25 protein-coding genes, 1 other RNA gene and 1 pseudogene are annotated in these 25,903 nt (G+C 62.1%); 11 read left to right on the forward strand and 16 right to left on the reverse strand.

Annotation, left to right across the window (positions count from 1 at the left end):
• Window positions 1-122: 122 nt before the first annotated feature.
• Window positions 123-1,271, reverse strand: coding sequence for an acetylornithine deacetylase (gene argE / locus LOY31_RS27860; protein ID WP_258712572.1), 1,149 nt, complete (start codon window positions 1,269-1,271; stop codon window positions 123-125).
• Window positions 1,272-1,427: 156 nt separating this feature from the next.
• Between argE and LOY31_RS27865 the strand changes: the two genes are divergently transcribed.
• Window positions 1,428-2,798 (forward strand): inorganic triphosphatase, encoded by a 1,371-nt coding sequence (locus LOY31_RS27865; RefSeq protein ID WP_258712573.1) that lies wholly within the window; start codon window positions 1,428-1,430, stop codon window positions 2,796-2,798.
• 141 nt (window positions 2,799-2,939) lie between these two features.
• On the opposite strand, the gene LOY31_RS27870 is transcribed toward LOY31_RS27865, so the two are convergent.
• Entirely contained in the window at window positions 2,940-3,410 is a 471-nt protein-coding gene (locus LOY31_RS27870; RefSeq protein ID WP_007951785.1) for an Lrp/AsnC family transcriptional regulator, read from the reverse strand.
• Between the two features lie 126 nt (window positions 3,411-3,536).
• Here LOY31_RS27870 and LOY31_RS27875 point away from each other — a divergent pair, with 126 nt between their 5' ends.
• The 3 genes from LOY31_RS27875 (at window position 3,537) to LOY31_RS27885 (ending at window position 6,137) form a co-directional block, all read left to right on the forward strand.
• Window positions 3,537-3,875: a hypothetical protein gene (locus LOY31_RS27875; protein WP_258712574.1), complete on the forward strand. Its 339-nt coding sequence runs from the start codon at window positions 3,537-3,539 to the stop codon at window positions 3,873-3,875.
• A 90-nt stretch (window positions 3,876-3,965) separates the two neighbouring features.
• Window positions 3,966-5,750 (forward strand): GspE/PulE family protein, encoded by a 1,785-nt coding sequence (locus LOY31_RS27880; protein ID WP_221534528.1) that lies wholly within the window; start codon window positions 3,966-3,968, stop codon window positions 5,748-5,750.
• A gap of 69 nt (window positions 5,751-5,819) precedes the next feature.
• Window positions 5,820-6,137, forward strand: a complete 318-nt coding sequence (locus LOY31_RS27885; protein WP_007951791.1) for a DUF2388 domain-containing protein — start codon at window positions 5,820-5,822, stop codon at window positions 6,135-6,137.
• 55 nt (window positions 6,138-6,192) lie between these two features.
• On the opposite strand, the gene gcvP is transcribed toward LOY31_RS27885, so the two are convergent.
• From gcvP to LOY31_RS27935, 10 genes and pseudogenes are all read right to left on the reverse strand, one after another.
• Window positions 6,193-9,066, reverse strand: coding sequence for an aminomethyl-transferring glycine dehydrogenase (gene gcvP / locus LOY31_RS27890; protein ID WP_221534527.1), 2,874 nt, complete (start codon window positions 9,064-9,066; stop codon window positions 6,193-6,195).
• Window positions 9,067-9,200: 134 nt separating this feature from the next.
• Window positions 9,201-9,584: a glycine cleavage system protein GcvH gene (gcvH, locus tag LOY31_RS27895; RefSeq protein WP_085746742.1), complete on the reverse strand. Its 384-nt coding sequence runs from the start codon at window positions 9,582-9,584 to the stop codon at window positions 9,201-9,203.
• A 49-nt stretch (window positions 9,585-9,633) separates the two neighbouring features.
• Complete coding sequence (gene gcvT / locus LOY31_RS27900) at window positions 9,634-10,716, reverse strand: glycine cleavage system aminomethyltransferase GcvT (RefSeq protein WP_221534526.1); 1,083 nt, start codon at window positions 10,714-10,716, stop codon at window positions 9,634-9,636.
• 157 nt (window positions 10,717-10,873) lie between these two features.
• Entirely contained in the window at window positions 10,874-12,490 is a 1,617-nt protein-coding gene (locus LOY31_RS27905; RefSeq protein ID WP_221534525.1) for an iron ABC transporter permease, read from the reverse strand.
• 247 nt (window positions 12,491-12,737) lie between these two features.
• Window positions 12,738-13,742 carry an extracellular solute-binding protein gene (locus tag LOY31_RS27910; RefSeq protein WP_221534524.1) on the reverse strand — a complete coding sequence of 335 codons (1,005 nt, stop codon included), beginning with the start codon at window positions 13,740-13,742 and terminating at the stop codon, window positions 12,738-12,740.
• Between the two features lie 245 nt (window positions 13,743-13,987).
• Window positions 13,988-15,206, reverse strand: a pseudogene (locus LOY31_RS27915) (2-octaprenyl-3-methyl-6-methoxy-1,4-benzoquinol hydroxylase).
• A gap of 9 nt (window positions 15,207-15,215) precedes the next feature.
• Window positions 15,216-15,701, reverse strand: coding sequence for a DUF4442 domain-containing protein (locus LOY31_RS27920; RefSeq protein WP_258712575.1), 486 nt, complete (start codon window positions 15,699-15,701; stop codon window positions 15,216-15,218).
• Complete coding sequence (ubiH, locus tag LOY31_RS27925; RefSeq protein ID WP_085606016.1) at window positions 15,694-16,881, reverse strand: 2-octaprenyl-6-methoxyphenyl hydroxylase; 1,188 nt, start codon at window positions 16,879-16,881, stop codon at window positions 15,694-15,696. The genes LOY31_RS27920 and ubiH overlap by 8 nt, the downstream gene beginning before the upstream one ends.
• Window positions 16,878-18,212: a Xaa-Pro aminopeptidase gene (pepP, locus tag LOY31_RS27930; RefSeq protein ID WP_007951809.1), complete on the reverse strand. Its 1,335-nt coding sequence runs from the start codon at window positions 18,210-18,212 to the stop codon at window positions 16,878-16,880. The genes ubiH and pepP overlap by 4 nt, the downstream gene beginning before the upstream one ends.
• Window positions 18,213-18,239: 27 nt before the next feature.
• Window positions 18,240-18,800 carry a YecA family protein gene (locus LOY31_RS27935; protein ID WP_258712576.1) on the reverse strand — a complete coding sequence of 187 codons (561 nt, stop codon included), beginning with the start codon at window positions 18,798-18,800 and terminating at the stop codon, window positions 18,240-18,242.
• A gap of 125 nt (window positions 18,801-18,925) precedes the next feature.
• Here LOY31_RS27935 and LOY31_RS27940 point away from each other — a divergent pair, with 125 nt between their 5' ends.
• The 4 genes from LOY31_RS27940 (at window position 18,926) to LOY31_RS27955 (ending at window position 20,344) form a co-directional block, all read left to right on the forward strand.
• A complete protein-coding gene (locus LOY31_RS27940) occupies window positions 18,926-19,135 on the forward strand; it encodes a TIGR02449 family protein (protein WP_007940359.1) in 210 nt (69 codons plus the stop codon).
• Window positions 19,132-19,449, forward strand: a complete 318-nt coding sequence (locus LOY31_RS27945) for a cell division protein ZapA (protein ID WP_007951811.1) — start codon at window positions 19,132-19,134, stop codon at window positions 19,447-19,449. Before LOY31_RS27940 ends, LOY31_RS27945 begins: the two co-directional genes overlap by 4 nt.
• A 30-nt stretch (window positions 19,450-19,479) precedes the next feature.
• Window positions 19,480-19,658, forward strand: a non-coding RNA gene (gene ssrS / locus LOY31_RS27950) — 6S RNA.
• Window positions 19,659-19,738: 80 nt separating this feature from the next.
• Entirely contained in the window at window positions 19,739-20,344 is a 606-nt protein-coding gene (locus LOY31_RS27955) for a 5-formyltetrahydrofolate cyclo-ligase (protein ID WP_258712577.1), read from the forward strand.
• Window positions 20,345-20,379: 35 nt separating this feature from the next.
• Here the strand turns inward: LOY31_RS27955 and LOY31_RS27960 are convergent, their stop codons facing one another.
• Complete coding sequence (locus LOY31_RS27960) at window positions 20,380-20,535, reverse strand: hypothetical protein (RefSeq protein ID WP_007911192.1); 156 nt, start codon at window positions 20,533-20,535, stop codon at window positions 20,380-20,382.
• Between the two features lie 197 nt (window positions 20,536-20,732).
• On the opposite strand from LOY31_RS27960, the gene LOY31_RS27965 reads away from it, so the two are divergent.
• Window positions 20,733-21,185, forward strand: coding sequence for an EVE domain-containing protein (locus LOY31_RS27965; RefSeq protein WP_103385895.1), 453 nt, complete (start codon window positions 20,733-20,735; stop codon window positions 21,183-21,185).
• Between the two features lie 140 nt (window positions 21,186-21,325).
• On the opposite strand, the gene LOY31_RS27970 is transcribed toward LOY31_RS27965, so the two are convergent.
• Window positions 21,326-21,733 carry a flagellar basal body-associated protein FliL gene (locus LOY31_RS27970; RefSeq protein ID WP_258712578.1) on the reverse strand — a complete coding sequence of 136 codons (408 nt, stop codon included), beginning with the start codon at window positions 21,731-21,733 and terminating at the stop codon, window positions 21,326-21,328.
• A 150-nt stretch (window positions 21,734-21,883) separates the two neighbouring features.
• Between LOY31_RS27970 and LOY31_RS27975 the strand changes: the two genes are divergently transcribed.
• Complete coding sequence (locus LOY31_RS27975) at window positions 21,884-22,861, forward strand: NADPH:quinone oxidoreductase family protein (RefSeq protein ID WP_007951816.1); 978 nt, start codon at window positions 21,884-21,886, stop codon at window positions 22,859-22,861.
• A 61-nt stretch (window positions 22,862-22,922) separates the two neighbouring features.
• Here LOY31_RS27975 and LOY31_RS27980 read toward each other — a convergent pair whose 3' ends face one another.
• Window positions 22,923-23,537: an energy transducer TonB gene (locus tag LOY31_RS27980; RefSeq protein ID WP_258712579.1), complete on the reverse strand. Its 615-nt coding sequence runs from the start codon at window positions 23,535-23,537 to the stop codon at window positions 22,923-22,925.
• 327 nt (window positions 23,538-23,864) lie between these two features.
• On the opposite strand from LOY31_RS27980, the gene glpT reads away from it, so the two are divergent.
• On the forward strand, window positions 23,865-25,214 hold the full coding sequence (gene glpT / locus LOY31_RS27985; protein WP_007951819.1) for a glycerol-3-phosphate transporter: 1,350 nt from the start codon (window positions 23,865-23,867) through the stop codon (window positions 25,212-25,214).
• Here glpT and LOY31_RS27990 read toward each other — a convergent pair.
• Window positions 25,190-25,858, reverse strand: a complete 669-nt coding sequence (locus LOY31_RS27990) for a gamma-glutamylcyclotransferase (protein WP_007951821.1) — start codon at window positions 25,856-25,858, stop codon at window positions 25,190-25,192. The two genes, glpT and LOY31_RS27990, sit on opposite strands and share 25 nt — an antisense overlap.
• Window positions 25,859-25,903: the final 45 nt, after the last annotated feature.

Genomic DNA, 25,903 nt, shown 5'->3' on the forward strand with positions numbered 1-25,903 from the left:
TAATAAATAGCAGCCGGAAAAGGGACGAAACGGAAAACGCACAGCGGGCTGATGGTTATCGTCGGAACAGGCTTGGCGACACGCGCGCTCTCCTCATGAATACGGGTGGGTGTTTGGGCAATTTATACAGCTTTGAGACAGTAATGTTCGATCAACTGCCGCAATAGATGCACGGTAGGCTGCAAACGTGACATTTCGAGGTACTCGTCCGGCTGGTGCGCACAGGCGATGTCGCCGGGGCCGAGCACGATGGTTTCGCAGCCAAGGCGCTGAAGATAAGGCGCTTCGGTGCCGAACGCTACCGCTTCGGCCGTGTGGCCGGTGAGTTTTTCGGCAATTCGCACCAGCTCGGCGTCCTCGGCCTGCTCGAACGGCGGCACTTCGGGAAACAGCGGCGCATAATCGATCTTCACCTGATGGCGTTCGGCGACCGGGTTGAGCCTGCGCAGAATCTCGCTGCGCAAGAGCTTGGGGTCCATTCCCGGCAACGGCCGCAGGTCGAACTCCAGCGAACACTGACCGCAGATGCGGTTGGGGTTGTCGCCACCGTGGATGCAGCCGAAGTTCATGGTCGGCTGCGGCACGCTGAACTGCGGGTTGTTGAATTCACGCTGCCACAACAGGCGCAAGCCGCGCAGTTCGCCGATGGCATCGTGCATCGCTTCGAGGGCGCTGTGTCCCAGGCGCGGATCCGACGAATGGCCGCTCTGCCCGAGGATATCGATGCGTTCCATCATGATGCCTTTGTGCATGCGGATCGGCTTGAGCCCGGTCGGCTCACCGATCACCGCCGCCCGGCCCAGCGGTCGCCCCGCTTCGGCCAGCGCCCGGGCACCGGACATCGAGCTTTCTTCATCGCAGGTGGCGAGGATCAGCAGCGGTTGCTTGAACGGTTGGTCGAGCAGCGGCTGCACGGCTTCGATGATCAGGGCGAAAAAGCCTTTCATGTCGCAACTGCCGAGACCGACCCAGCGGCCGTCGATTTCGGTGAGTTTCAGCGGATCGGTTTTCCACAGCGCATCGTCGTACGGCACCGTGTCGCTGTGCCCTGCCAGCACCAGCCCGCCGGCGCCGCTGCCAAAACTGGCGAGCAGGTTGAATTTGCCGGGGCTGACCTGCTGGATGTCGCAACTGAAGCCGAGGTCGCCGAGCCAGCCCGCGAGCAGATCGATCACCGCCCGGTTGGACTGATCGAGCCGCGGCTGAGTGCAACTGACCGACGGCGCGGCGATCAGTGCAGCGAACTGGTCTTGCATGGACGGCAAAGGCATCGCTGACTCCAACTCCCGGATTGAGGTTCATCATAGAACCATCCGGCGCCGAGAATAAACCGCCGCAAAGCGTAGGAAGGTTCAGTCCTGTACACTGCACGGCCTTGGCAGCCACACATTCCCCCGGCTGCGCTCCCGATCCTGGATTTTCCGGCCATGCAGAAAGAAACCGAAATCAAACTCCGCGTCAGCCGCGAAACCCTCGCCGCCCTGCGCGAGCACCCTCTCCTGAAAAAACGCAACAAAAGTGGCTGGGAACGCCGTGAGTTGATGAATCAGTACTTCGACACGCCCGAGCGTGAGCTGGCCCGGGCCAAGGTTGCCCTGCGCCTGCGCAAGGACGGCGAAGAAGTGATTCAGACCCTCAAGACCCGTGGCCAGAGCGTTGCCGGTCTGTCCGAGCGTAACGAGTACGACTGGAACCTGCCCAAAGCCAAGCTCGACGTGAAGAAACTCGACGGCGAATGCTGGCCCGAGTCCCTCGCTGAGCTGGACAAGAAAACCCTGAAGCCGATCTTCACCACCGATTTCGTCCGCGAGCGCGCCGAAATCGCCTGGGGCCGTGGCAAGACCAAAGTGGTCATCGAAGCCGCGCTGGACCTGGGCCACGTGGTGGTCGGCAAGCAGAAAGAAGAAATCTGCGAGCTGGAACTGGAACTGCGCGAAGGCGAGCCTGCCGCGCTGCTGGAACTGGCTGCCGAGCTGGCCGAAACCCTGGCCCTGATGCCGTGCGACATCAGCAAGGCCGAGCGCGGCTATCGCCTGTACGACGCCAACAGCTACTCGCTGAGCCTGCCGGCGCCGGCCATTACCGCCGAAACCCCGCTGGACGACGCCTTCGCCGCCCTGGCCTGGCACTTGCTCGGCAGCAGCCAGCGTCTGGCCGAACAGTATCGTTTCAACGGCCACTGGCGCCTGCTGCAGGACTGGGTCGAGAACCTCGCGGAAATGCGCGCCCTGCTGAGCAGCCTCGGCCAGGCCGCCCCGCGTCCGTCGACCCACGACTTGCGCGTGGCGCTGGATGCCCTGCTGGAAGACTGGCGTCCGCTGGTGCAGGTTGGCATCGAAGACGAAGACGTGCGCAAAGCCGCGCCGGAGCAGTTCCTCGAAGAACTGGAAGATCCGCGCTGGGGCCTGTTCTCGCTGAACGCTTCGCGCTGGTTGCTGGCGCGCACCTGGACGGCTGACCGCAACACCCGTGGCAATCGCCAGGGTGCCGCGCAGTTGCAAAGCTGGCTGCCGCGCCTGCTGGGCGAAGAAGCCACTTCGCTGCAACTGCAGCGCTATCAGCAGCAGCCGGAAGATCTGGCCGAGCAACTGCCACGCATCGAACGCATCCAGGTCTGGCTGCACCACGCGCGCAACGTGCTGGAAATCCCGGAAATGGATCGCCTGTACGGCGAGCTGAACAAACTGGCGCAACTGGCCAACGAGCCGACCATCACCGACGAATTGCTCGATGCGCGCAAGCATCAGGCGATTGCGGTGTACCAGAATCGCGCCTGGAAAATGCTGCTGCGCATGTAACACCGCCATCGCCAGCAGACTGTGATCGTTCCCACGTCGAACCGTCTGCGTGGGAATGCCTCAATGGACGCTCTGCGTCCGCTTTGGGACGCGGAGCGTCCCGGGCTGCATTCCCCGCGGAGCGTGGGAACGATCATCAAATCAGCGCAGTACCGGCAGGCTCGTCGTCGACTTGATCTCCGACAGCGCCACAATCGAGTTCACTTCCTGAATCCCCGGCACCAGCGACAGCTTCTCGAAGAAGAACCGCTCATACGCCTCGATGTCCGCCGCGACAATCCGCAACAGAAAATCCACCGCCCCCATCAGCACGTAACACTCCAGCACTTCGGGAAAACCGCGAATCGCCTCGGTGAACTCAGTGAAGTTCGAACGACCGTGTGCGTTGAGTTTGATCTCGGCGAAGATCTGCGTGTTCAGGCCGATCTTCTTGCGATCGAGCAAAGTCACCTGGCCACGAATGATCCCCTCCTCCTTCATCCGCTGAATCCGCCGCCAGCACGGCGACTGCGACAGGCCAACCTGTTCGGCGATCTGTGCGCTGGACAAGGAAGCGTCCTCTTGCAGCAGGGCGAGAATGCGCCGGTCGTAGCTGTCCAGCTCGCTGTGCATAAATAATCCTCAAAGGAAGCCAATAGCGAATTGATTCACCCAATCAACCGCCTGATGAGCTCATCTTAGACAAGAAATGCCCGGCATCGGATGTAAAAATTCCTCCACTGATTCCGGAGACCTGCCATGCCACACCTCGAAGCCGTCAACACCCCTGCGCCCCGTGCCGATGTGTGGAACGCCAGCAACGCCCATTGCCTTGCGCAGTACCAGATCCTGGCCGAGGCCGAGCCGGATTTGCTGGTGCGGGTGCTGAGCCTGTTCGCCTTGCAGTGCCTCACCCCGGAACAGGTGAATGTCCAGCGGCTGGACGATCTGCTGTCGATCGACATCGTCATGAGCCGCCTGAGCTGGCACCGCGCCCAAGTGATCGCGGAAAAACTTCGTAACCTGATCAGCGTCTGCTCGGTGAACCTGCAGAACCCCGACGAGGCGTGGGATGCGCCGACGCAGGCGGCCGGCTGACAAGAACCGAAACGTCTTCGTCGGGTAGTGGCCCAACGGTCGGCGGGGCCACGACTATCCTTTGCGCACTGTCGTTCAAAAGGAGCCCGCATGTCCGTTCAACTCGCCACTCAGGACCGCTGGCTGGATCTCAATGAGGTACTGCGTGAACTGGTCGCCCAGGGGTTCATCTGCCAGGACTCGGCCGAGCAGGCGCTGAATGCCCGGCGTCGGCATGCCGCCCATGGCCAGAAGCATCCGCTGGAATTCATCGCCAGCCAGCAACTGGACGATCTCAGCCGTCCGGGCAAACACCTCGACCTGGAAAGCCTGACCCTCTGGCTAGCGCAGCAGGCCGGCCAGCCGTACCTGCGGATCGATCCGCTGAAGATCAACGTCGCCGCCGTCACGCCGCTGATGTCCTATGCCTTCGCCCAGCGCCACAAGATCCTCGCGGTATCGGTCGACCGAGACGCGGTGACCGTGGCCAGCGCCCAGCCCTATGTCAGCGGCTGGGAGGCGGATCTGACTCACGTCCTGAAACTGCCGATCAAACGGGTGGTGGCCAACCCGTCGGACATTCAGCGTTTCAGCGTCGAATTCTTTCGTCTCGCCAAATCGGTCAGCGGCGCCAGCAATGCCGATGCGCAAAGCGGCAACCTCGGCAACTTCGAACAACTGCTCAACCTCGGCGCCAGCGATCAGGAGCCGGACGCCAACGACGCGCACATCGTCAACATCGTCGACTGGCTGTTCCAGTACGCCTTCCAGCAGCGGGCCAGCGATATCCACATCGAACCCCGGCGCGAGCAAGGCACGGTGCGTTTTCGCATCGACGGCGTGCTGCACAACGTCTATCAATTTCCGCCGCAGGTGACGATGGCCATTGTCAGTCGCCTGAAAAGCCTTGGCCGGATGAACGTCGCCGAGAAGCGCAAACCCCAGGACGGCCGGGTCAAGACCAAGACCCCGGACGGCGGAGAGGTTGAGTTGCGCCTGTCGACGCTGCCCACTGCGTTCGGCGAAAAAATGGTGATGCGGATCTTCGACCCGGAGGTGCTGCTCAAGGATTTCGATCAGTTGGGTTTTTCCGCCGACGACCTGCGGCGCTGGCAGGACATGACCCGCCAGCCCAACGGCATCATCCTGGTCACCGGGCCGACCGGTTCCGGCAAGACCACCACGCTGTACACCACGCTGAAAAAGCTGGCGACGCCCGAGGTCAACCTCTGCACCATCGAAGACCCGATCGAGATGGTCGAGCCGGCCTTCAACCAGATGCAGGTCCAGCACAACATCGACCTGACGTTCGCCGCCGGCGTGCGAGCGCTGATGCGACAAGACCCGGACATCATCATGATCGGCGAGATCCGCGACCTGGAAACCGCAGAAATGGCGATTCAGGCCGCGCTGACCGGGCACCTGGTGCTCTCGACCCTGCACACCAACGATGCGCCGAGCGCCATCAGCCGTCTGCTGGAACTCGGCGTGCCGCATTACCTGATAAAGGCCACCGTGCTCGGTGTGATGGCGCAACGACTGGTGCGAACACTGTGCCCGCACTGCAAGGCGCCGCTGACACTTGATGAAGAAGACTGGCAAACCCTGACCCGACCGTGGCAGGCGCCGCTGCCGGGCAATGCGCAACGGGCCATCGGTTGCCTGGAGTGCCGCGACACCGGTTATCACGGCCGCGCCGGGGTCTACGAAATCATGCAACTGAGCGACAGCCTCAAGGCCTTGATCAGCCCCGACACCGATCTCACCGCGATCCGTCGTCAGGCATTCAAGGAAGGCATGCGCAGCCTGCGATTGTCCGGCGCGCAGAAAGTTGCTGCGGGGCTGACAACCCTTGAGGAAGTGCTGCGGGTGACGCCACAGAGCGAGCAGAAATAGCCGCTCACGGAACCGGATCGGGGAAACGGCGATCCAACCGGTTATTCAACACCAGTGGAGTCACCCAACATGCGTCTCAAACTTGCTGTCGCCACCCTTGCCCTGCTGTCTCTGCCCGTCGGTTCGGCAATGGCCGACAGCTTTTGGCGTAACGTCATTTCGTCCGGTGCCACCACCGGCTCGACCTACCTGACCTTCAAGGATCACAAACTGATCGTTGCCGCCCAGGACGACGCCGGCAGCTTCGTCGCCAGCGACGGCGGCATCCGTGGCCCGTACCTGGAAGCCGCGATGCAGAAAGTCCGCGCCGACAACCCTGGCCTGCAGGCAACGGACATGGAACTGGCGAACGCGATCCTGGCGAAGAACGCCGTGGCGTCGGAATAACCTTCCGGACAGACAAAAATGCCGCTCACACGAGCGGCATTTTTTTGCCCGCGGTTCAGCGGTAATCGTCCACCGGCACGCAGGCGCAGAACAGGTTGCGGTCACCGTAGACGTTATCGACCCGGTTCACCGCCGGCCAATATTTGTGCGCCTTCGTGTGCACATCCGGCGTGATGCCCTGCTCGATGCTGTACGGCCGCTCCCACACGCCGGTGATATCGGCCAGGGTATGCGGCGCCCGTTTGAGCGGGTTGTCCTCGGCCGGCCAGTTGCCGTTCTGCACCTCGGTGATTTCTGCGCGGATGCTCAGCATCGCGCCGATGAACCGATCCAGTTCGGCCTTGGACTCGCTCTCGGTCGGCTCGACCATCAAGGTGCCCGGCACCGGGAACGACATGGTCGGCGCGTGGAAGCCGTAATCCATCAGGCGCTTGGCGACGTCTTCTTCGCTGATGCCGGTCTGCGCTTTCAGCGGGCGCAGATCCAGAATGCATTCGTGGGCGACCCGCTCGTTGCGACCGCTGTACAGAACGGGGAAAGCACCGGACAGATGCTGCGCCAGGTAATTCGCCGCGAGGATCGCCACCTCACTGGCATCCGCCAGTTGCGGCCCCATCATCGCGATGTACATCCAGCTGATCGGCAGAATGCTCGCGCTGCCCCACGGTGCGGCGCTGACCGCTCCGTTCTGCGGTTGCGGCCCGTCGATCGGAATCACCGGATGGTTGGCAACGAACGGCGCCAGATGCGCACGCACGCCAATCGGCCCCATGCCCGGCCCGCCTCCGCCGTGGGGAATGCAGAACGTCTTGTGCAGGTTCATGTGTGACACGTCGGCGCCGATGTCCGCCGGCCGCGCCAGCCCGACCTGAGCGTTGAGGTTGGCGCCGTCCATGTACACCTGGCCGCCGTGCTTGTGGATAACTTCGCAGATTTCGCTGATGCCTTCCTCGTACACGCCATGAGTCGACGGGTAGGTCGCCATCAGGCACGACAGCTTGTCCCCGGCCTCGGACGCCTTGGCTTTCAAGTCCTCCAGATCGACGTTGCCGGCGTCGTCACACTCGACAATCACCACGCGCATCCCGGCCATCTGCGCCGAGGCCGGGTTGGTGCCGTGGGCCGAAGAAGGAATCAGGCAGATATCCCGTCCGCCCTGCTGGCGGCTCTCGTGATATTTGCGGATTGCCAGCAACCCGGCGTACTCGCCCTGGGCGCCGGAGTTGGGTTGCATGCAGATCGCATCGAACCCGGTGATCGCGCACAGCCAGCGCTCAAGCTCCTCGATCATCAGAGTGTAACCGACCGCCTGCTCCCGGGGCACGAACGGGTGCAGATTCGCGAATTGCGGCCAGGTGATCGGGATCATCTCGCTGGTGGCGTTGAGTTTCATGGTGCAGGAGCCCAGCGGGATCATCGACTGGTTGAGCGCCAGATCCTTGTTCTCCAACTGCTTGAGGTAGCGCAACATCTCGGTTTCGCTGTGGTGGGCGTTGAACACCGGGTGACGCAGGTAAGGCGTGCTGCGTTGCAGCGTGTCGGGAATGCCGGAGGTCAGCGTTTCGGCGTCCAAATCATCGACGCTCAAACCGTGATCGGCGCCCAGCAGCACATCGAACAGTCTGGCCACGGTGCTTTCATCACAGGCCTCGTCGAGGCTCAGACCCAGTTGGCCACGACCGAGAATTCGCAGGTTGATCTGCGCGGCCTGGGCGCTTTCGATGATCGCGGTTTGCGCGCCGCCCACGTCCAGCGTGAGGGTGTCGAAGAAGTGTTCGTTCAGCCGTTTTATGCCATGGCGTTCGAGCCCGGCGGCGAGAATGCAGGTCAGCCGGTGCACACGCTGGGCGATTCGTTTCAGACCTTCCGGGCCGTGATAGACCGCATAGAAACTGGCGATGTTGGCCAGCAGCACCTGGGCGGTGCAGATGTTCGAATTGGCCTTCTCCCGGCGAATGTGCTGTTCGCGGGTTTGCAGGGCCATACGCAGCGCGACGTTGCCACGGGCATCTTTCGACACACCGATGATCCGGCCGGGAATCGCCCGTTTGTATTCCTCGCGACTGGCGAAAAACGCCGCGTGCGGGCCGCCGTAACCCATCGGCACACCGAAGCGCTGGGATGAACCGAACACCACGTCGGCACCCAGTTCGCCCGGCGGGGTCAGCAGCAACAGACTGAGCAGATCGGCCGCCACGCAGGCCAGCGCCTGCTGCGCGTGCAGGTGATCGATCAGTGGACGCAGGTCGCGGACTTCGCCGTGGGTGTCGGGGTATTGCAGCAGTGCGCCGAACACCTGGTGCTGCTTCAAGTTATCCACAGCGTCGACGATCAGCTCGAAGCCGAAGCCTTCGGCGCGGGTCTGCACCACGGAAATGGTCTGGGGATGACAGTTTTCGTCGACGAAGAACAGATTGCTTTTCGACTTCGCCACGCGCTTGGCCAGGGCCATGGCTTCCGCCGCAGCGGTGGCTTCATCGAGCAGCGAAGCATTGGCCAGTTCAAGGCCGGTGAGGTCGATGGTCAGTTGCTGAAAGTTGAGCAACGCTTCGAGCCGGCCCTGGGCGATTTCCGGTTGATAAGGCGTGTAGGCGGTGTACCAGCCGGGATTTTCCAGCACGTTGCGCAGGATGACGGTCGGGGTCAGGGTGCCGTGGTAGCCCATGCCGATCAGGCTGGTCCAGACCTGGTTCTGCTCGGCATAACCGCGCAGCTTTGCCAACGCCGCCTGTTCGTCCAGCGCCGGCGGCAGGTCCAGCTCGCGGTTGAGGCGAATGCCCGGCGGCACGGTCTGTTCGATCAGTTCGACCCGGCTGCCGAGGCCGAGGCTGTCGAGCATCGCCTGTTGCTCGGCGGCATCGGGGCCGAGGTGGCGGCGCAGAAAGGCATGGGGATCGCGTAACTGGCTCAAGGATGGCAACTGGGACATGACGGGCTCTCTCTTGGCTGGCGGCTCGGCGTCAATGCAACACGGTCAAACCAGCATAGCAGCCACCCCGACGGCAAAAGTCCCGGGCAGAAAAAAGCCCCGACGGGTCGGGGCTTTGGGGTCTCGCCTGCAGCTTATTCGCCGATGGCAGCCTTGTAGCCGGCAGCGTCGAGCAGCTTGTCCAGCTCGGCCTTGTCGCTTGGCTTGAGCTTGAAGATCCACGCGGCGTACGGATCGTTGTTCAGCTCTTCCGGCGCGTTGGCCAGGTCTTCGTTGACGGCAATCACTTCGCCACCGACCGGGGAATAGATGTCGGAAGCAGCCTTCACCGACTCGACGACACCGGCAGCATCACCGGCGGCGAACACCTTGCCCACTTCTGCCAGCTCGACAAACACCACATCACCCAACGCTTCCTGGGCGTGATCGCTGATGCCCACGGTGACGGTGCCGTCGGCTTCCAGACGCGCCCATTCATGACTTTCGGCAAAACGCAGTTCAGCTGGGATGTTGCTCATGCTCGGTGTCCTCAAGAAATTGTCAGCGGTCGTGCCCGCCGGAAAAGGTTTAGATCAAGGTTTTGCCGTGACGGACAAAGGTCGGTTTGACCACTCGTACCGGATACCACTTGCCACGGATTTCCACTTCGGCGCGGTCGGCAGTCGCCATCGGTACACGCGCCAGGGCAATCGACTTGCTAAGCGTAGGAGAGAAACTACCACTGGTGATCTCCCCTTCGCCAACATCAGCGATACGAACCACCTGATGGGCCCGCAAAACCCCGCGTTCCTCAAGCACCAGACCGACCAGTTTGTGCTGCACGCCGGCGGTTTTTTCCGCTTCCAGCGCGTCGCGACCGATGAACCGGCGCGTGGCCGGTTCCCAGGCGATACTCCAGGCCATGTTCGAGGCCAGTGGCGAAACGTCTTGGTGGATGTCCTGACCGTAAAGGTTCATGCCGGCTTCGACCCGCAACGTGTCGCGGGCACCAAGGCCGATGGGGGAAATACCTGCGCCCACCAGATCGTTGAAAAATCCGGGAGCCTGATCGGCCGGCAGGGCGATTTCCAGACCGTCCTCACCGGTGTAGCCGGTGCGCGCAATGAACCAGTCGCCGTCGACGTAGCCCTCGAAAGGCTTGAGCATCTGGATCAGGTTGGCGCGGGACTGGGTCACCAGCTCGGCAATCCTGTGCCGGGCATGGGGGCCTTGAATGGCGAGCATCGCCAGCTCGGAGCGTTCGTGCATTTGCACATCGAAACTGCCCAGCTGTGCCTGCATCCAGGCCAGATCCTGATCGCGGGTGGAAGCGTTGACCACCAGACGATAACCGTCCTCGAGGCGGTAGACGATCATGTCGTCGACGATGCCGCCGCGCTCGTTGAGCATGGTGCTGTACAACGCACGGCCGGGGCTGTGCAGGCGTTCGACGTCATTGGCCAGCAAATGCTGGAGCCAGGCCTTGGCCTGGGGGCCGGTGACATCGATCACGGTCATGTGGGAAACATCGAACACCCCGCAATCGCGGCGCACCTGATGGTGTTCCTCGACCTGTGAGCCGTAATGCAGGGGCATGTCCCAACCGCCAAAATCGACCATCTTCGCGCCGAGGGCGAGATGCAGGTCATACAGAGGCGTACGCTGTCCCATGGGTTTCTCCTTCCGGGCGTGGCGAAGGTGCGGAGCGCTGCTGCACGGATCGGAAAGCCCTGTAAAAAAGGGCTTTCAGCCGATTTTAGCGACAGGGTCTGTCAGACGGACCGCACCGAATGCCGCGCATTGTAGCCGCATGATTCAGGACTGACGACTAAGTGTTTCGATGCGCCGAACGGCGAATAAGTCCGATGACCGGCAACAAGCCGACCAGCACCAGGGTCAGCGCCGGCAACGACGCCCTCGCCCATTCACCTTCGCTGGTCATTTCGAAGATCCGCACCGCCAGCGTGTCCCAGCCAAACGGGCGCATCAGCAGGGTCGCGGGCATTTCCTTGAGCACATCGACGAACACCAGCAACGCGGCGCTGAGCGTGCCGGGCAGCAACAACGGCAGATACACTTTGAAAAACAGTCGCGGCCCGCTGACGCCCAGGCTACGTGCCGCTTCAGGCAAAGATGGCCGTATACGCGTCAGACTGCTTTCCAGCGGCCCATAGGCCACCGCCACGAACCGCACCAGATACGCCAACAGCAACGCCGCCAGACTGCCCAGCAACAGCGGCTTGCCCGCACCGCCGAGCCAGCCGGACAGCGGAATCACCAGCTCCCGGTCCAGATAACTGAACGCGAGCATGATCGACACCGCCAGCACCGAGCCCGGCAAGGCATAACCGAGATTGGCCAGACCGACGGCGGAATTGATCGTCCGGGTGGGCGCCAGGCGCCGGGCGAACGCCAGCAACATCGCCACGCTGACCGTGATCAACGCCGCCATGCCGCCCAGATACAAGGTGTGCAGAATCAATCCCGCGTAGCGCTCATCCAGATCGAATCGCCCGCGCTGCCAGAACCACACCACCAGTTGCAGCACCGGAATGACAAACGCGCAGGCAAACACCAGACCGCACCAGCCGGTCGCCGCCCAGGCCTTGGGCCCACGCAGGTGGTAGAGCGCCTTGACCCGTGGCCGTTCATTACTTGCCCGATTGGCACCGCGCGCGCGACGTTCGCCGTACAGCACCAGCATCACCACCAGCAGCAACAGGCTGGCGAGTTGCGCGGCGCTGGGCAGGCTGAAGAAGCCATACCAGGTCTTGTAGATCGCGGTGGTGAAGGTGTCGAAGTTGAACACCGACACCGCGCCGAAATCCGCCAGGGTTTCCATCAGTGCCAGCGCCACGCCGGCACCGATGGCCGGCCGAGCCATCGGCAATGCCACGCGCCAGAATGCCTGCCAGGGTGACTGGCCGAGTACTCGCGCGGCTTCCATCAATCCCTTGCCCTGCGCCAGGAACGCGGTGCGCGCCAGCAGGTAGACGTAGGGATAAAACACCAGCACCAGCACCAGAATCACCCCGCCGGTGGAGCGCACTCGCGGCAGGCGCAGGCCGGTGCCGAACCATTCGCGCAGCAGGGTTTGCACGGGGCCTGCGAAGTCCAGCAGGCCGACGAAGACGAACGCCAGCACGTAGGCCGGGATTGCGAACGGCAGCATCAGCGCCCAGTCGAGCCAGCGTCGCCCGGGGAATTCGCAGAGGCTGGTGAGCCAGGCGAGGCTTACGCCCAGCAGGGTTACGCCGATGCCTACGCCGAAGACCAGTGTCAGGGTGTTGCCCAGCAGGCGTGGCATCTGGGTTTCCCAGAGGTGCGACCAGATCTGGTGATCGATGGTTTGCCATGAGAGCAGGAGCACGCTGAGGGGGAGCAGCACCAACGCGGCGATGGCGAAGACGATGGGGTACCAGCGGCGTTGGGCGGGGTGGGCCACTTTTGGGTCTCTGAGGGATTTTGTGGTGTTGTTGAGCTGAGTGTTTCAAGTGGGGATTGCTGCCCTCACCCTAGCCCTCTCCCGGAGGGAGAGGGGACTGACCGTGTTGCCTGGACATCATTCGGCGACTTGCAATATCGAGTTGAACTCCAGTTTTAAAAACTATGGAGATCGGCTCCCTCTCCCTCCGGGAGAGGGCTGGGGTGAGGGCAGCGATCTCAAGCGAACACCGCAGCCGGCAACATACTCAGTTCCAACCCGCCCGATCCATCATCCGGATCGCTTCAGCCTGTCGCTTGCCCGCCACCTCAACTGGCAGCGTATCAGCCACGAACTGCCCCCACGCCGCCACTTCTTCCGAAGGTTTCACCGCCGGATTCGCCGGGAACTCCTGGTTCACGTCGGCAAAGATCTTCTGCGCTTCAGGCGTGGTCATCCACTCTACCAGTGCCTTGGCGGCTTCCGGATGCGGTGCATGTTTGGTCAGGCCGATGCCCGACAGGTTGACGTGCACGCCACGATCCGCCTGGTTCGGCCAGAACAGTTTTACCGGCAGCTCCGGCTTCTGCTTGTGCAGGCGGCCGTAGTAGTAGGTGTTGACGATGCCGACGTCGCACTGGCCGGCGTTGATCGCTTCCAGCACCGCGACGTCGTCGGAGAACACGTCGGTGGACAGGTTGTTGACCCAGCCCTTGAGGATCTTCTCGGTCTTCTCGGCGCCGTGGACTTCGATCATGGTGGCGGTCAGCGACTGGTTGTAGACCTTCTTCGCCGTGCGCAGGCACAGGCGGCCTTCCCAGTTCTTGTCGGCCAATGCTTCGTAGGTGGTCAGCTCGCCCGGTTTCACCCGTGCGGTGGAATAGGCGATGGTTCGCGCACGCAGGCTCAGGCCGGTCCAGGCGTGGCTGGACGAGCGATATTGCAGGGGAATGCTGGCGTCGATGGTTTTCGAGGTGAACGGCTGAAGAATGCCCATCTGCTCGGCCTGCCAGAGGTTGCCGGCATCGACGGTCAGCAGCAGGTCGGCGGTGGCGTTCTCGCCCTCGGCCTTGATCCGCTGCATCAGCGGCGCTTCCTTGTCGGTGATGAACTTGATCTTCACCCCGGTCTTGGCGGTGTAGGCATCGAACACCGGCTTGATCAGCTCATCGATACGCGAGGAGTAGACCACCACCTCGTCGGCGGCCTGGGCGGCAGTGCTGCCGATCAGGGTCAGGGCCAGTGCGGTCAGAACACGCTTGGATGCCAACATGGGAGCGGTCTCTCGGTCGGGAAAAGTGGCCCAAATGATAAGGACTCACATTTACGAGCTCAATCGAACACTTTCCCAAGGAGTTACCAGATGTTGCACAGCCCGAAACTTTTGGCGAATGAACTGGCGCCTTTGCGGGCAAGCCCGCTCCCACAGGGTTCCAGGGTGTACTCAAATTGGAATTTCACACTGTCCACTGTGGGAGCGGGCTTGCCCGCGAAGGGGCCTTCAGTCTCAACAGAGAATTATGGTTTAGCCAGGACGGGAAAGTCCCCCGGTCAGACCCAATGCTTCGCGCACGAACAACGCCTTTGCCTCGGGCATCTGCTCGACGATTTTCAGCCCGGTATTACGCAACCAGCGCAGCGGCAACGGATCGGCCTGGAACAACCGCTCGAAGCCTTCCATCGCGGCCATCAGCGCCAGATTGTGCGGCATGCGCCGGCGTTCGTAGCGGCTCAGGACTTTCACGTCCGCCAGGCGTTCGCCGCGTTCGTTGGCCTGCAACAACACTTCGGCCAGCACGGCGGCATCGAGGAAGCCGAGATTCACGCCCTGCCCCGCCAACGGGTGAATGGTGTGCGCGGCATCGCCGATCAGTGCCAGGCCTTCGGCCACGTAGCGTTTGGCGTGACGTTGACGCAGCGGCACGCACAGGCGCGGGTCGGCGCTGATGACGTCGCCGAGGCAACCTTCGAAAGCGCGTTCGAGTTCACGGCAGAAGTCCGCTTCATCCAGCGCCATCAGCCGTTCGGCTTCGCTTGGCGTGGTCGACCAGACGATCGAGCACCAGTCCTGCTGGCCATCACGCTCCAGCGGCAAAAACGCCAGCGGCCCGTGATCGGTGAAACGCTGCCAGGCGGTCATGCGGTGCGGCTTGCTGCTGCGCACGCTGGTGACGATGGCGTGATGCAGGTAATCCCACTCGCGAGTGGCAACGCCAGTCAGACGGCGCACCGCAGAATTGGCGCCGTCCGCCGCGATCACCAGCGGCGCGCGCAAGGTGCGGCCGTCGGCCAGGGTCAGCAGCCAGTCGTCACCGGAACGGCGCATCTGCTCCAGTCGCGCGTTGGCCAGCAGGCCCATATCGCAATCGTGCAGACGGTCGAGCAAGGCATCCTGGACCACGCGGTTTTCGACAATGTGGCCGAGCACCTCGGCGTGCACGCTGCTGGCCGAGAAGTGGATCTGGCCGGTACCGCTGCCGTCCCAGACGTGCATGTCGGTGTAAGGGCTGCTGCGTCGGTTGACGATGCCGTCCCACACGCCGAGGCGATCGAGGATTCGCTGGCTGGCCGCCGACAGTGCGCTCACCCGTGGCTCGAACGGCGCGTCGCCATTGAAGGGTTTGACGCTCAACGGGCTGCCGTCGAGCAGCAGCACTTCCAGCCCGCTGCCCTGCAACGCCAGCGCCAGGGCACTGCCGACCATTCCGGCTCCGACAATCAGCACATCCGCGCGCATTTCCATGCTTTAAGCCTGTCTCGCTGGCGGCTTGAGCCGCACGTAAAGGGTTTTACCGACCCGCGCCACCAGGTTGCCGGCGCCGTCATGAATGTCGACCTGCAACTGCGGCAGGTATTTCTCGCCACTGGCGGTCTGCCGACGGATCTCGTCGAGCAGGGTGTCGTCGATGTTGAACCGGGCGAACACCGGGCCTTTGCCCGGCGATATGAAATCAATGTCGGCGGCCTTGTCCCAGACGATGTACCGCGAGCCGAGGTTCTCCATGAGCATCAACATGAAGAACGGATCGACCATCGAATACAGACTGCCGCCGAACTGGGTGCCGACGTAATTGCGGTTGTACCAGCCCAGGCCCATCGAGACCTGGATGTCGCGAAAGTCATCGCTGATGTGCTGCACCCGGACACCGGCGCCGAAGTACGGCGGGTAGAACGTCATGATCCAGCGCATCAGCCGCGCCTTGCCAAACTGTTTGATCAGCCACTCACGCATCCGGCCGCGTCCCCAGCCCCATGGCCTGACGGGCGAACCAGCGTTTGGCCGGCGGCAGCAGATCGAGGCCGAGCAGGCCGATGTTGCGCCCCAGCGACACCAGCGGCTGGGTGCTGCCGAACAGGCGCGTGACCTGATCGGAGAAACCCACGGTGAGGTCTTGATCGAGGCGCTGACGCTCGCGATACGCCTGCAGCGTGGCGAAATCCCCCAGCGGTTTGTCGCTGGCCAGCAGCGCGGCGGCCAACGCATCGGCATCGCGCAGAGACAGGTTGAAACCCTGCCCGGCAATTGGATGCAGGCTGTGGGCGGCATTGCCGAGAACGGCCAGATGCGAGCGCACCTGCTCTTCGGCTTCCACCAGCGACAGCGGGTACAGATGCCGCGCGCCGACCTGTTTCAAAGTGCCGAGACGGTAGCCGAACACGCCTTGCAGCTCGCTGAGGAAATCACGCTCGCTGAGGTCGGCCAACCGTTGCGCGTCCATGCCCAGACGGGTCCAGACCAGCGCGCAACGGTTTTCCGGCAGCGGCAACAGCGCCATCGGGCCTTCGTCGGTGAAGCGCTCGAAGGCCATGCCGTTGTGCGCTTCGCTCGGGGTGATGTTGGCGATCAGCGCGCTCTGGTTATACGGGCGCTTGCGCACGTTGATGCCCAATTGTTCGCGCAGACCGGAACGGCCGCCATCGGCGAGCACCGCCAGATCGCACTCGACCGTGGTTTCGTCGTTGAGGGTCAGGCGATAGCCGTCCGGCAACGGCTCCATGCGGGTGACTTCCGCCGGGCAGCGCCAGCTGATCACGTCTTTGTCGAGGTGCTGCCACAGACACTGGCCGAGCCAGGCGTTTTCCACGACATAGCCGAGCGCAGGGACGCCCTCTTCCATCGCCGAAAGTCGGGCGGTGGAGAAACGACCACGGTCGGATACATGAATCTGCTTGATCGGTTCGGCGCGGCGGGAGATTTCCTGCCACACGCCCAACCGCTGATAAATCTGCCGCGAGCCGAAGGACAGCGCCGAGGAGCGCGCGTCGTAGCTTGGCTGCCAGGTATCACCGGGGGCGAACGGTTCGATCAGCACGATCTTCCAGCCACGGGCCTTGGCTCCGGCCTGCAAGGCCAACGCCAGACTGGCGCCGACCAGACCGCCACCGATGATTGCCAGATTGACCCGACTCATGCCGCGCAGGTCCGTGCTTGCGCCATCAGGGCTTCGATCTCGGCGACGGTTTTCGGCACGCCACCCGTCAGGATTTCACAACCGCTCTTGGTCACTACCACGTCATCCTCGATGCGCACGCCAATGCCGCGCCATTTCTTCGCTACGTTCTGATTGTCCGGAGCGATGTAGATGCCCGGCTCCACGGTCAGCGCCATGCCGACTTCCAGCACTCGCCATTCGCCGCCGACCTTGTATTCGCCGACGTCATGCACATCCATCCCCAGCCAGTGGCCGGCGCGGTGCATGTAAAACGCCTTGTAGGCCTCGGTAGCGATCAACTCGTCGACTTCGCCCTGCAACAGCCCCAGCTTCACCAGTCCGGCGGTGATGACCCGAACCGTGGCTTCGTGCGCCTGGTTCCAGTGCTTGTTCGGAGCGATTTCGGCGAATGCCGCTTCCTGCGAAGCCAGCACCAGTTCGTAGATCGCTTTCTGTTCAGCGGAAAACTTGCCGTTGACCGGCCAGGTGCGGGTGATGTCGCTGGCGTAGCAGTCGATCTCGCATCCGGCGTCGATCAGCACCAGATCGCCGTCCTTGAGCAACGCGTCATTCTGCTGGTAATGCAGGATGCAGCTGTTGCGCCCGGCAGCGACGATCGAACCATAGGCCGGCATTTTCGCCCCGCCCTTGCGGAACTCGTAATCCAGTTCGGCTTCGAGGCTGTACTCGTACAACCCGGCACGGCTGGCCTGCATCGCCCGGATGTGAGCCTGGGCAGAGATCCGCGCCGCTTCGCGCATCACCTTCACTTCTGCCGCCGATTTATACAGGCGCATGTCGTGCAGCAGGTGATCCAGGGCAACGAATTCGTTCGGCGGCTGGGCGCCGAGGTGCGCCTTGGAGCGGATCACGTTGATCCAGTCCATCAGGTGGCGGTCGAATTCGGGGTTGCTGCCCATGGCCGAATACACCCGGTCGCGGCCTTCGATCAGGCCCGGCAGGATGTCGTCGATGTCAGTAATCGGGAAGGCGTCGTCGGCGCCGAAATCGCGGATCGCGCCTTCCTGGCCGGCGCGCAGGCCGTCCCAGAGTTCGCGTTCGGCATTGCGCTCACGGCAGAACAGCACGTATTCGCCGTGTTCGCGACCGGGCATCAGGACGATGACCGCTTGCGGCTCGGGAAAACCGCTGAGGTACTGGAAGTCGCTGTCCTGACGATAGACATGTTCGACGTCGCGGTTGCGAATGGCGACCGCGGCGGCAGGCAGGATCGCGATGCTGTTGGGTTCCATCTGTGCCATCAGCGCCTTGCGGCGCCGGGCGTATTCCGCTTTCGGGATATGGATCATGGGCAGATGGCTTTCCCTGGCACGCGATCAGTGCAGCGACGGCTTGGCCGCTGGCGGCACGTCGGCCTTTTTGGTTTCGGAGAACAGCAGCAGCGGAGCGACACGCAGGTACTCCATGACTTCCATATAGTCGCTTTCGCCGTCTTCGGATTCTTCCAGTGCGTCTTGCACCTGGGAGATCGCTGCCAAATCCTGCAACACTTCAGTGGCTTCGGTGCTCAGCATGCTGCTGTCGCGGCAGTTCAGGCCGAAACCGGTGAGGAAGCCCTGGCACCATTCGCCCAGCGCGGCGGCGCGCTCGGCCAGTGGCGCGTCATCGTTCGGCAGCAGCAGAACCACGGTGACTTCATCGCCGGTGAGTTCGCTCTTGACCATCTCCTGCAGACCGATCAGCGCGTTGCGGACGTTGTCCTGCGGCTCGCTTTCGAGCAGCTCGGCGGCATCGATCAGCCACTCTTCGGCATTGAAGCCGGCGCCGGCGCAACTGCGGCCCAGCAACAGGCCGTGCAGTTCGGCAGGCGAAACGGAGTGACCGCTGGAGTTCAGCAGGGTGGCAAAGCCTTGGTACGGGGAATTCTGAATGGGCATGGGCAGCTAGGCGCCAGACGGCGCTATGTCTAGAATGAAGGCCTTGTATCCTACATCGACAGACTCGCCAAGACCATTAAAGGCTGTCCGCCAGCCAAACCCATCAGACCGAATCAGTGGACACAATGGAAGACACCGACCTGCAAGCGCTGATGGCCAGACTCGAACTGCTGATTACCCGAGTCGAGCAACTAAAGAGTCAAAATGCACTCTTACTTGCTCAGGAAAAGACCTGGCGCGAGGAACGCGCGCACCTCATTGAAAAAAACGAAATCGCCCGGCGTAAGGTCGAATCGATGATTTCGCGCCTCAAGGCCCTGGAGCAAGACTCATGAGTTCAAGCAATAGCGTTACCGTGCAGATCCTCGACAAAGAGTATTCGATCATCTGTCCCCAGGAAGAGCGCAGCAATCTGATCAGCGCCGCCCGCTACCTGGACGGCAAGATGCGCGAGATCCGCAGCAGCGGCAAAGTCATCGGCGCCGACCGCATCGCCGTGATGGCTGCGCTGAACATCACCCACGACCTCTTGCACAAAGAAGAGCGTCCGGACATCCAGGCCAGCGGTTCGACCCGTGAACAGGTGCGTGACTTGCTCGATCGTGTCGATCTGGTGCTGGCCGACGATCCGGACATCAGCAAGGGCTGATTCGCCAGGCTGCTTGAGTTATACTCGCCGCACTCCCTGGGGTGCTTGCCAGTTGACGATGTCCCTGAGCCGATTTGCACTACCCTGGGGGTTGCACGTTGGGCTGGTGTGCATGTCCGCCAGACGGAAAGCCTTAAAGCCTACTGCATCCTCCACCTTGAACTCTCGGGTTCAAGGGCTAAGTCGACAGCGGCTCATCCGGGGAGCCTGATTCGAATCCGATGCCGGTGCATGCCGGCATCGGATTTTTTATGCGTACGTTTTCGTCCCACCCTGCCGAAGCCGAACCATGACCGAACCCGCGTTGCTGCCCCGTCCCCAACTGCGCCGCCTGCTGCGCAAGGCCCGCCGCTCGCTGACGCGAAGCGAACAACGCCAGGCTGCCGAAGGTCTGTACAAGCAACTGGCACAAGACCCGCACTTTCGCCGGGCGAAATACATTTCCCTGTACCTGCCCACCGACGGTGAAATCGACCCGCGCCTGTTGCTGCGCGCTGCCCAGCGTCGGGGCAAGAAAACCTACCTGCCGGTGCTCAGTGCCTGGCCGCGGACCAAAATGGTCTTTCAGCAGATCCGCCCCGGCGAAAAACTCAAACCCAACCGCTTCCGCATTCTTGAGCCACGCGCCAATCTGGCCCGTCAGCGCAAGGTCTGGGCACTGGATCTGGTGTTGTTGCCTTTGGTGGGATTCGACGATGTCGGCGGGCGCCTGGGCATGGGTGGCGGATTCTACGATCGCAGTCTGGCGTACCTGGCCCGACGCCAGAACTGGCGCAAGCCGACGCTGTTGGGGTTAGCCCATGAATGTCAGAAAGTCGAACGTCTCGCGCAAGCGAGCTGGGATGTACCGTTGCAGGGAACGGTGACAGACAAGGCGTGGTATTTCGCAGGATAGACGCCGCGTAGATCAGCAGCGTCGAAAAGGCAGTGTCAGCGCTTGAAGGCTGTCGACTGTTGTACCTGTTGCGCCACTTCAATCGGTGCATCGGCCTTGTTGGCCCACAGACTTTGCGCATAACCGGTGGTCACGACGCCCAGACCGAACAAAATTACCAAAGTCCACAGCAAATCCGGTTTGCGTTTCATCGATTGCCCCCCTCAAGGCACATCATCACGATGACAGCAGCGGTTTCCATTCGTAGGCCGTGCAGCAGCGTCAAGCTTTAAAGGCCGGCATTTTGCGACAACGTGAACCTCTGCGCAAATGCTGACGTCAACCGACCGTCGGTTTGTCATAAAATTGCCGGACAACCTGCCCAATGACCGCTTGAGGAGCACACACCATGGCCTACTGGCTGATGAAATCCGAGCCCGACGAGCTCTCGATCAAGGGCCTGGAGAAGCTCGGCAAAGCGCGCTGGGACGGGGTTCGCAACTATCAGGCACGTAATTTCCTGCGGGCCATGGCGGTGGGGGACGAGTTCTTTTTCTACCACTCCAGCTGCCCGGAGCCGGGCATTGCCGGAATCGGCAAAATAATCGAAGCCGCGTACCCGGATCCCACCGCACTGGAACCGGAAAGCCATTACTTCGATCCGAAAGCCACGCCGGAGAAAAACGCCTGGAGCGCGATCGATGTCGCCCACGTAGAGACATTCAACCGGGTCTTGAAGCTGGATTACCTGAAACAGCAGACCGCGCTGGCCGAGATGCCGCTGGTGCAAAAGGGTTCGCGACTGTCGGTGATGCCGGTGACGGCCGAGCAGTGGGCGGCAGTGATCGCGCTCAAACCCTGAGTCATTTGTCGCCTGACAAAATGCCATCGCGAGCAAGCTCGCTCCCACAAGGGATCTGTGTGAATCACAAAATTGTGATCACCATGAATCCTGTGGGAGCGAGCTTGCTCGCGATGAGGCCCGCCCGGACAACGAATGCCTTACTGAATGATCAGGTTGTTGAACAACAGATCTTCAACCACCGGTTTGCCGGTCTCGTCATTCATCACTTGCTGAGTCTGCTTCAAGGCTTCCTGACGCAGCTTTTCCTTGCCCTCGATGCTGCCCATCGCATCAGTCGTCTGCTGAGTGAACAGCGCCACCAGCTGATTGCGGATCAGCGGCTCGTTGGCCTTGACAAGTTTGGTCGCCTCTTCACCGGTCACCCGCAGTGCCACGTCGGCCTTGTAGACCTTGAGCTTCGGGGTGCCATCGAGTCCGTAGTTGCCCACAAACGGCGGGCTCAGGGTGATGTAGCTGACCTTCGGCGCCTCGCCTTCTTTGGCTTCTTCGGCCAGCGCTGCCACAGGCAGAGACAGGGCCAGCAACAACATGATCCACGCTTTCACAATTCGCTCCTTATCCGGTTTGCGGCCTAGCATAACGACCCGCCGCGCAAGCACAAGCTTATGGCGGACTATCAGGGCCGGGCATGCTCGTTGACCCGTTGACTGCCACACCTACACTTATCGGCCATCACTCCCAAAGGAATAGCCCTGATGAAAGCCGTGCTGTGCAAAGCCTTCGGCCCTGCCGAATCGCTGGTGCTGGAAGACGTCGCCAGTCCTGTCGCCAAGAAGAACGAAATCCTGCTGGACGTGCACGCCGCCGGGGTCAACTTCCCGGACACGCTGATCATCGAGGGCAAGTACCAGTTCAAGCCGCCCTTCCCGTTCTCCCCAGGTGGCGAAGCCTCCGGCGTGGTCAGCGAAGTCGGTGAAAAGGTCAGTCACCTGAAGGTCGGCGATCGGGTCATGGCCCTGACCGGCTGGGGCAGCTTCGCCGAGCAGGTCGCGGTGCCGGGCTACAACGTGCTGCCGATCCCGCCGTCGATGGATTTCAACACCGCCGCCGCCTTCAGCATGACCTACGGCACTTCGATGCACGCCCTCAAACAGCGCGGCAACCTGCAACCGGGTGAAACCCTGCTGGTACTCGGCGCCTCCGGCGGCGTCGGCCTGGCCGCTGTGGAAATCGGCAAAGCCATGGGCGCCCGGGTGATCGCCGCCGCCAGCAGCGCGGAAAAACTCGCCGTGGCCAAGGCGGCCGGTGCCGACGAACTGATCAACTACAGCGAAACCAGCCTCAAGGACGAGATCAAGCGCCTGACCGACGGCCAGGGCGCCGACGTGATCTACGACCCGGTCGGCGGCGACCTGTTCGATCAGGCCATCCGCGCCATCGCCTGGAACGGCCGCCTGTTGGTCGTCGGTTTCGCCAGCGGCCGCATTCCCGAACTGCCGGTCAACCTCGCCCTGCTCAAGGGCGCGGCAGTGCTCGGCGTGTTCTGGGGCTCCTTCGCCCAGCGCCAGCCGCAGGACAACGCGGCGAACTTCCAGCAACTGTTCGGCTGGTTTGCCGAGGGCAAGCTGAAACCGCTGGTGTCGCAGGTCTATCCGCTGGGCAATGCCGCACAGGCGATCAATGATCTCGGGCAGCGAAAGGCTGTCGGGAAAGTCGTGGTGCAAGTGCGCTGAGCTGATCGGGCGACCCGGGATTGATGGCAACTGCCGGGTCGCCCTTCAGAGCACTCCAGCCCTACATCAAACTGCGAATGTCCTCCGGCAACAGACTCATGTAAGTCCGGACCGGACTGTCGCGACATCCCCGGACAATCGTCGGAATCCGCTTGTTCAGTCTGGCGATCATATCGAGGCGCTGTTCGTCCGGCAGCTGCGCTTTGTGGAAAACATTGGAAAGGTAGGCCCTGGTGTGAACGAACACCTTCGTATCGATCCACGACTGTTCCGCAATGTCGCCGAGATATTCGTTCAGGGTTCGGCACTTCAAGGCTTTCAGTTGCTGGTTGATGTGGATGGGTTGATCCAGATCCAGCCTGAATACCATCGGCGCAAGGACTCGCCTCTCTGCCGGCCTGTCGCCCTCGACGGTCCACGGCTTGAAACGCCATTGCTCGACGGCAATCCTGACCGCCTCGATCAGCTCCGGATGGCTATTTCGAGCAAAGCTGATCCGGTCGACTGAACCGTCGGCATGGACGGTGAACTCGGCGCCCACTTCACCGACCACGCCAGCCCTGAAAAGCCCTCGCGGATAGACCGGCCTCGGGTTGTTTTCCGGAATCAGCAGCACCTCTACCGCCCACGCACCTCCCGATGCCATCAGCAAAAACAGCAACACACACCACCGCATGAGCCCTCCCCCCTTCACCGCACGAGTGCCCGATTGGCACCGTCAAAAGGGTAGAGCCCGGCAGCCTGAAACAGAACGCCGCGCCTTCCGCATTGTTCGCAGGACATTTCCCAAATCTGTGCCCTACAAAGCCATGAAACCCGGCAGGAAGACGTCGAAGTAACATTTCCCACAGCGCCGCGTACTTATATCTGAGCGACATGTTCATAAAGGAACGCGCGACTTCCAACATTTCCGCTGTTTTGCCGATAGGAAGCGGTGCTATTTTCGGTAACGAAACTGTAACATTCGCATCCGCAGTCAAAACAAGAAATCTGGAGCTCTTGAATGTTTGCTTTCTTTCGTCCTGCCGCACATCAGGCTCCATTGCCTGAAGAAAAAATCGACAGCACCTACCGACGCCTGCGTTGGCAGATCTTCGCCGGCATCTTCTTTGGCTACGCGGGTTACTACCTGCTGCGCAAGAACTTCTCGCTGGCCATGCCGTACCTGATCGACGAAGGCTACAGCCGTGGCGATCTGGGTCTGGCGATGTCGGCCATCGCCATCGCCTACGGTCTGTCCAAGTTCCTCATGGGCCTGGTGTCCGACCGCTCCAACCCGCGTTACTTCCTGCCGTTCGGTCTGCTGGTATCGGCCGGGGTCATGTTCATTTTCGGTTTCGCGCCTTGGGCAACCTCCAGCGTGACCATGATGTTCATCCTGCTGTTCATCAACGGCTGGGCCCAGGGCATGGGTTGGCCGCCGAGCGGACGCACGATGGTGCACTGGTGGTCGCAGAAGGAACGTGGCGGCGTGGTGTCGGTGTGGAACGTGGCGCATAACGTCGGTGGCGGCCTGATCGGCCCGCTGTTCCTGATCGGCATGGGCCTGTTCAACGACTGGCACGCAGCGTTCTACGTCCCGGCTGCCGTGGCTCTGGCAGTAGCGGTGTTCGCTTTCGTGACCATGCGCGACACCCCGCAGTCGGTCGGCCTGCCGCCGATCGAGAAGTACAAGAACGACTACCCGGAAGGCTACGACGCCAGCCACGAAGACGAATTCAGCGCCAAGGAAATCTTCGTCAAATACGTGCTGCGCAACAAAATGCTCTGGTACATCGCCATGGCCAACGTCTTCGTCTACCTGCTGCGCTACGGCGTGCTGGACTGGGCGCCGACCTACCTGAAGGAAGCCAAGGGTTTCACCGTGGATAAAACCTCGTGGGCCTATTTCTTCTACGAGTGGGCGGGGATTCCGGGCACGCTGCTGTGCGGCTGGATGTCGGACAAGATCTTCCGTGGCAACCGTGGCCTGACCGGCATGGTGTTCATGGCACTGGTGACCGTGGCGACGCTGGTGTACTGGCTGAACCCGGCCGGCAACCCGACCGTCGACATGATCGCGCTGTTCTCCATCGGCTTCCTGATCTACGGCCCGGTGATGCTGATCGGCCTGCAGGCCCTGGAACTGGCACCGAAGAAAGCCGCCGGCACTGCCGCAGGCTTCACCGGTCTGTTCGGTTATCTGGGTGGTTCGGTCGCGGCCAGTGCAGCAATGGGCTACACCGTGGACCATTTCGGCTGGGATGGCGGTTTCGTGCTGCTGGTGGGCGCTTGCCTGCTGTCGATGGCCTTCCTGGCCCCGACCCTGTGGCACAAGCAAGTCGCCAGTCAGAGCCGCGAAGCAGTCGCCTGATCGGCCTTTGACTTACAGCGCTTGAGCCGCGCCTCCAGATTCCGGTCTGGCATGGCGTGGCTGCGCAGGGCGTGAGCGGTCTGCTCGACATAATCGCGAGTGGTGCCGTAACGCCCGCAAGCGCTTTCGAACACCTGGCTCAGCACATGATCCGGCAAGTTGCCGGCATAGCTGGGCAGGTGTCGCTCCAATACGAATCCCAAGGCCTGAACCTGGCTGCCATCTTCGAGTCGGCAGTTGAGCCAGTGTGGCCGATAGGACGGGAACGGCATCTCGCGTTTCCACAACGCATACAGCGCGCTGTCCAGATTGTCTTCCGGCAACCGGTAGGCGAAGCCGCTGCACGAGCCGCCGCGATCCAGACCAAAGACCAGACCCGGCATTTCCGGCGTGCCGCGATGTTCGTGGGACCACAGGTACAAGCCACGATGGTAGCCATGGACTCGTCCGCGCACCCGCTCGACGGCGGAGCATTCCGGCCGCCAGATCAGCGAGCCGTAGGCGAACAGCCACACCGGCCCGCCTTTGTGGCGCGCCATGGTCGATTGCATGGAAGCGAGAAGTTGTTCGTGCGTCAGCTGCGGCCCAAGATCGAGCCGCGGAGGGTAAGCCAGGTTCAGAAAAGCGTTTTCAATGGCGCTCATGGCGAATAGCGTTCAGCTCCCCGCGGGTGAAGAATTACTTAATAG

The organism is Pseudomonas sp. B21-021, assembly GCF_024749205.1.
In the GTDB taxonomy this organism is placed as follows: Bacteria; Pseudomonadota; Gammaproteobacteria; order Pseudomonadales; family Pseudomonadaceae; genus Aquipseudomonas; species Aquipseudomonas paraglycinae.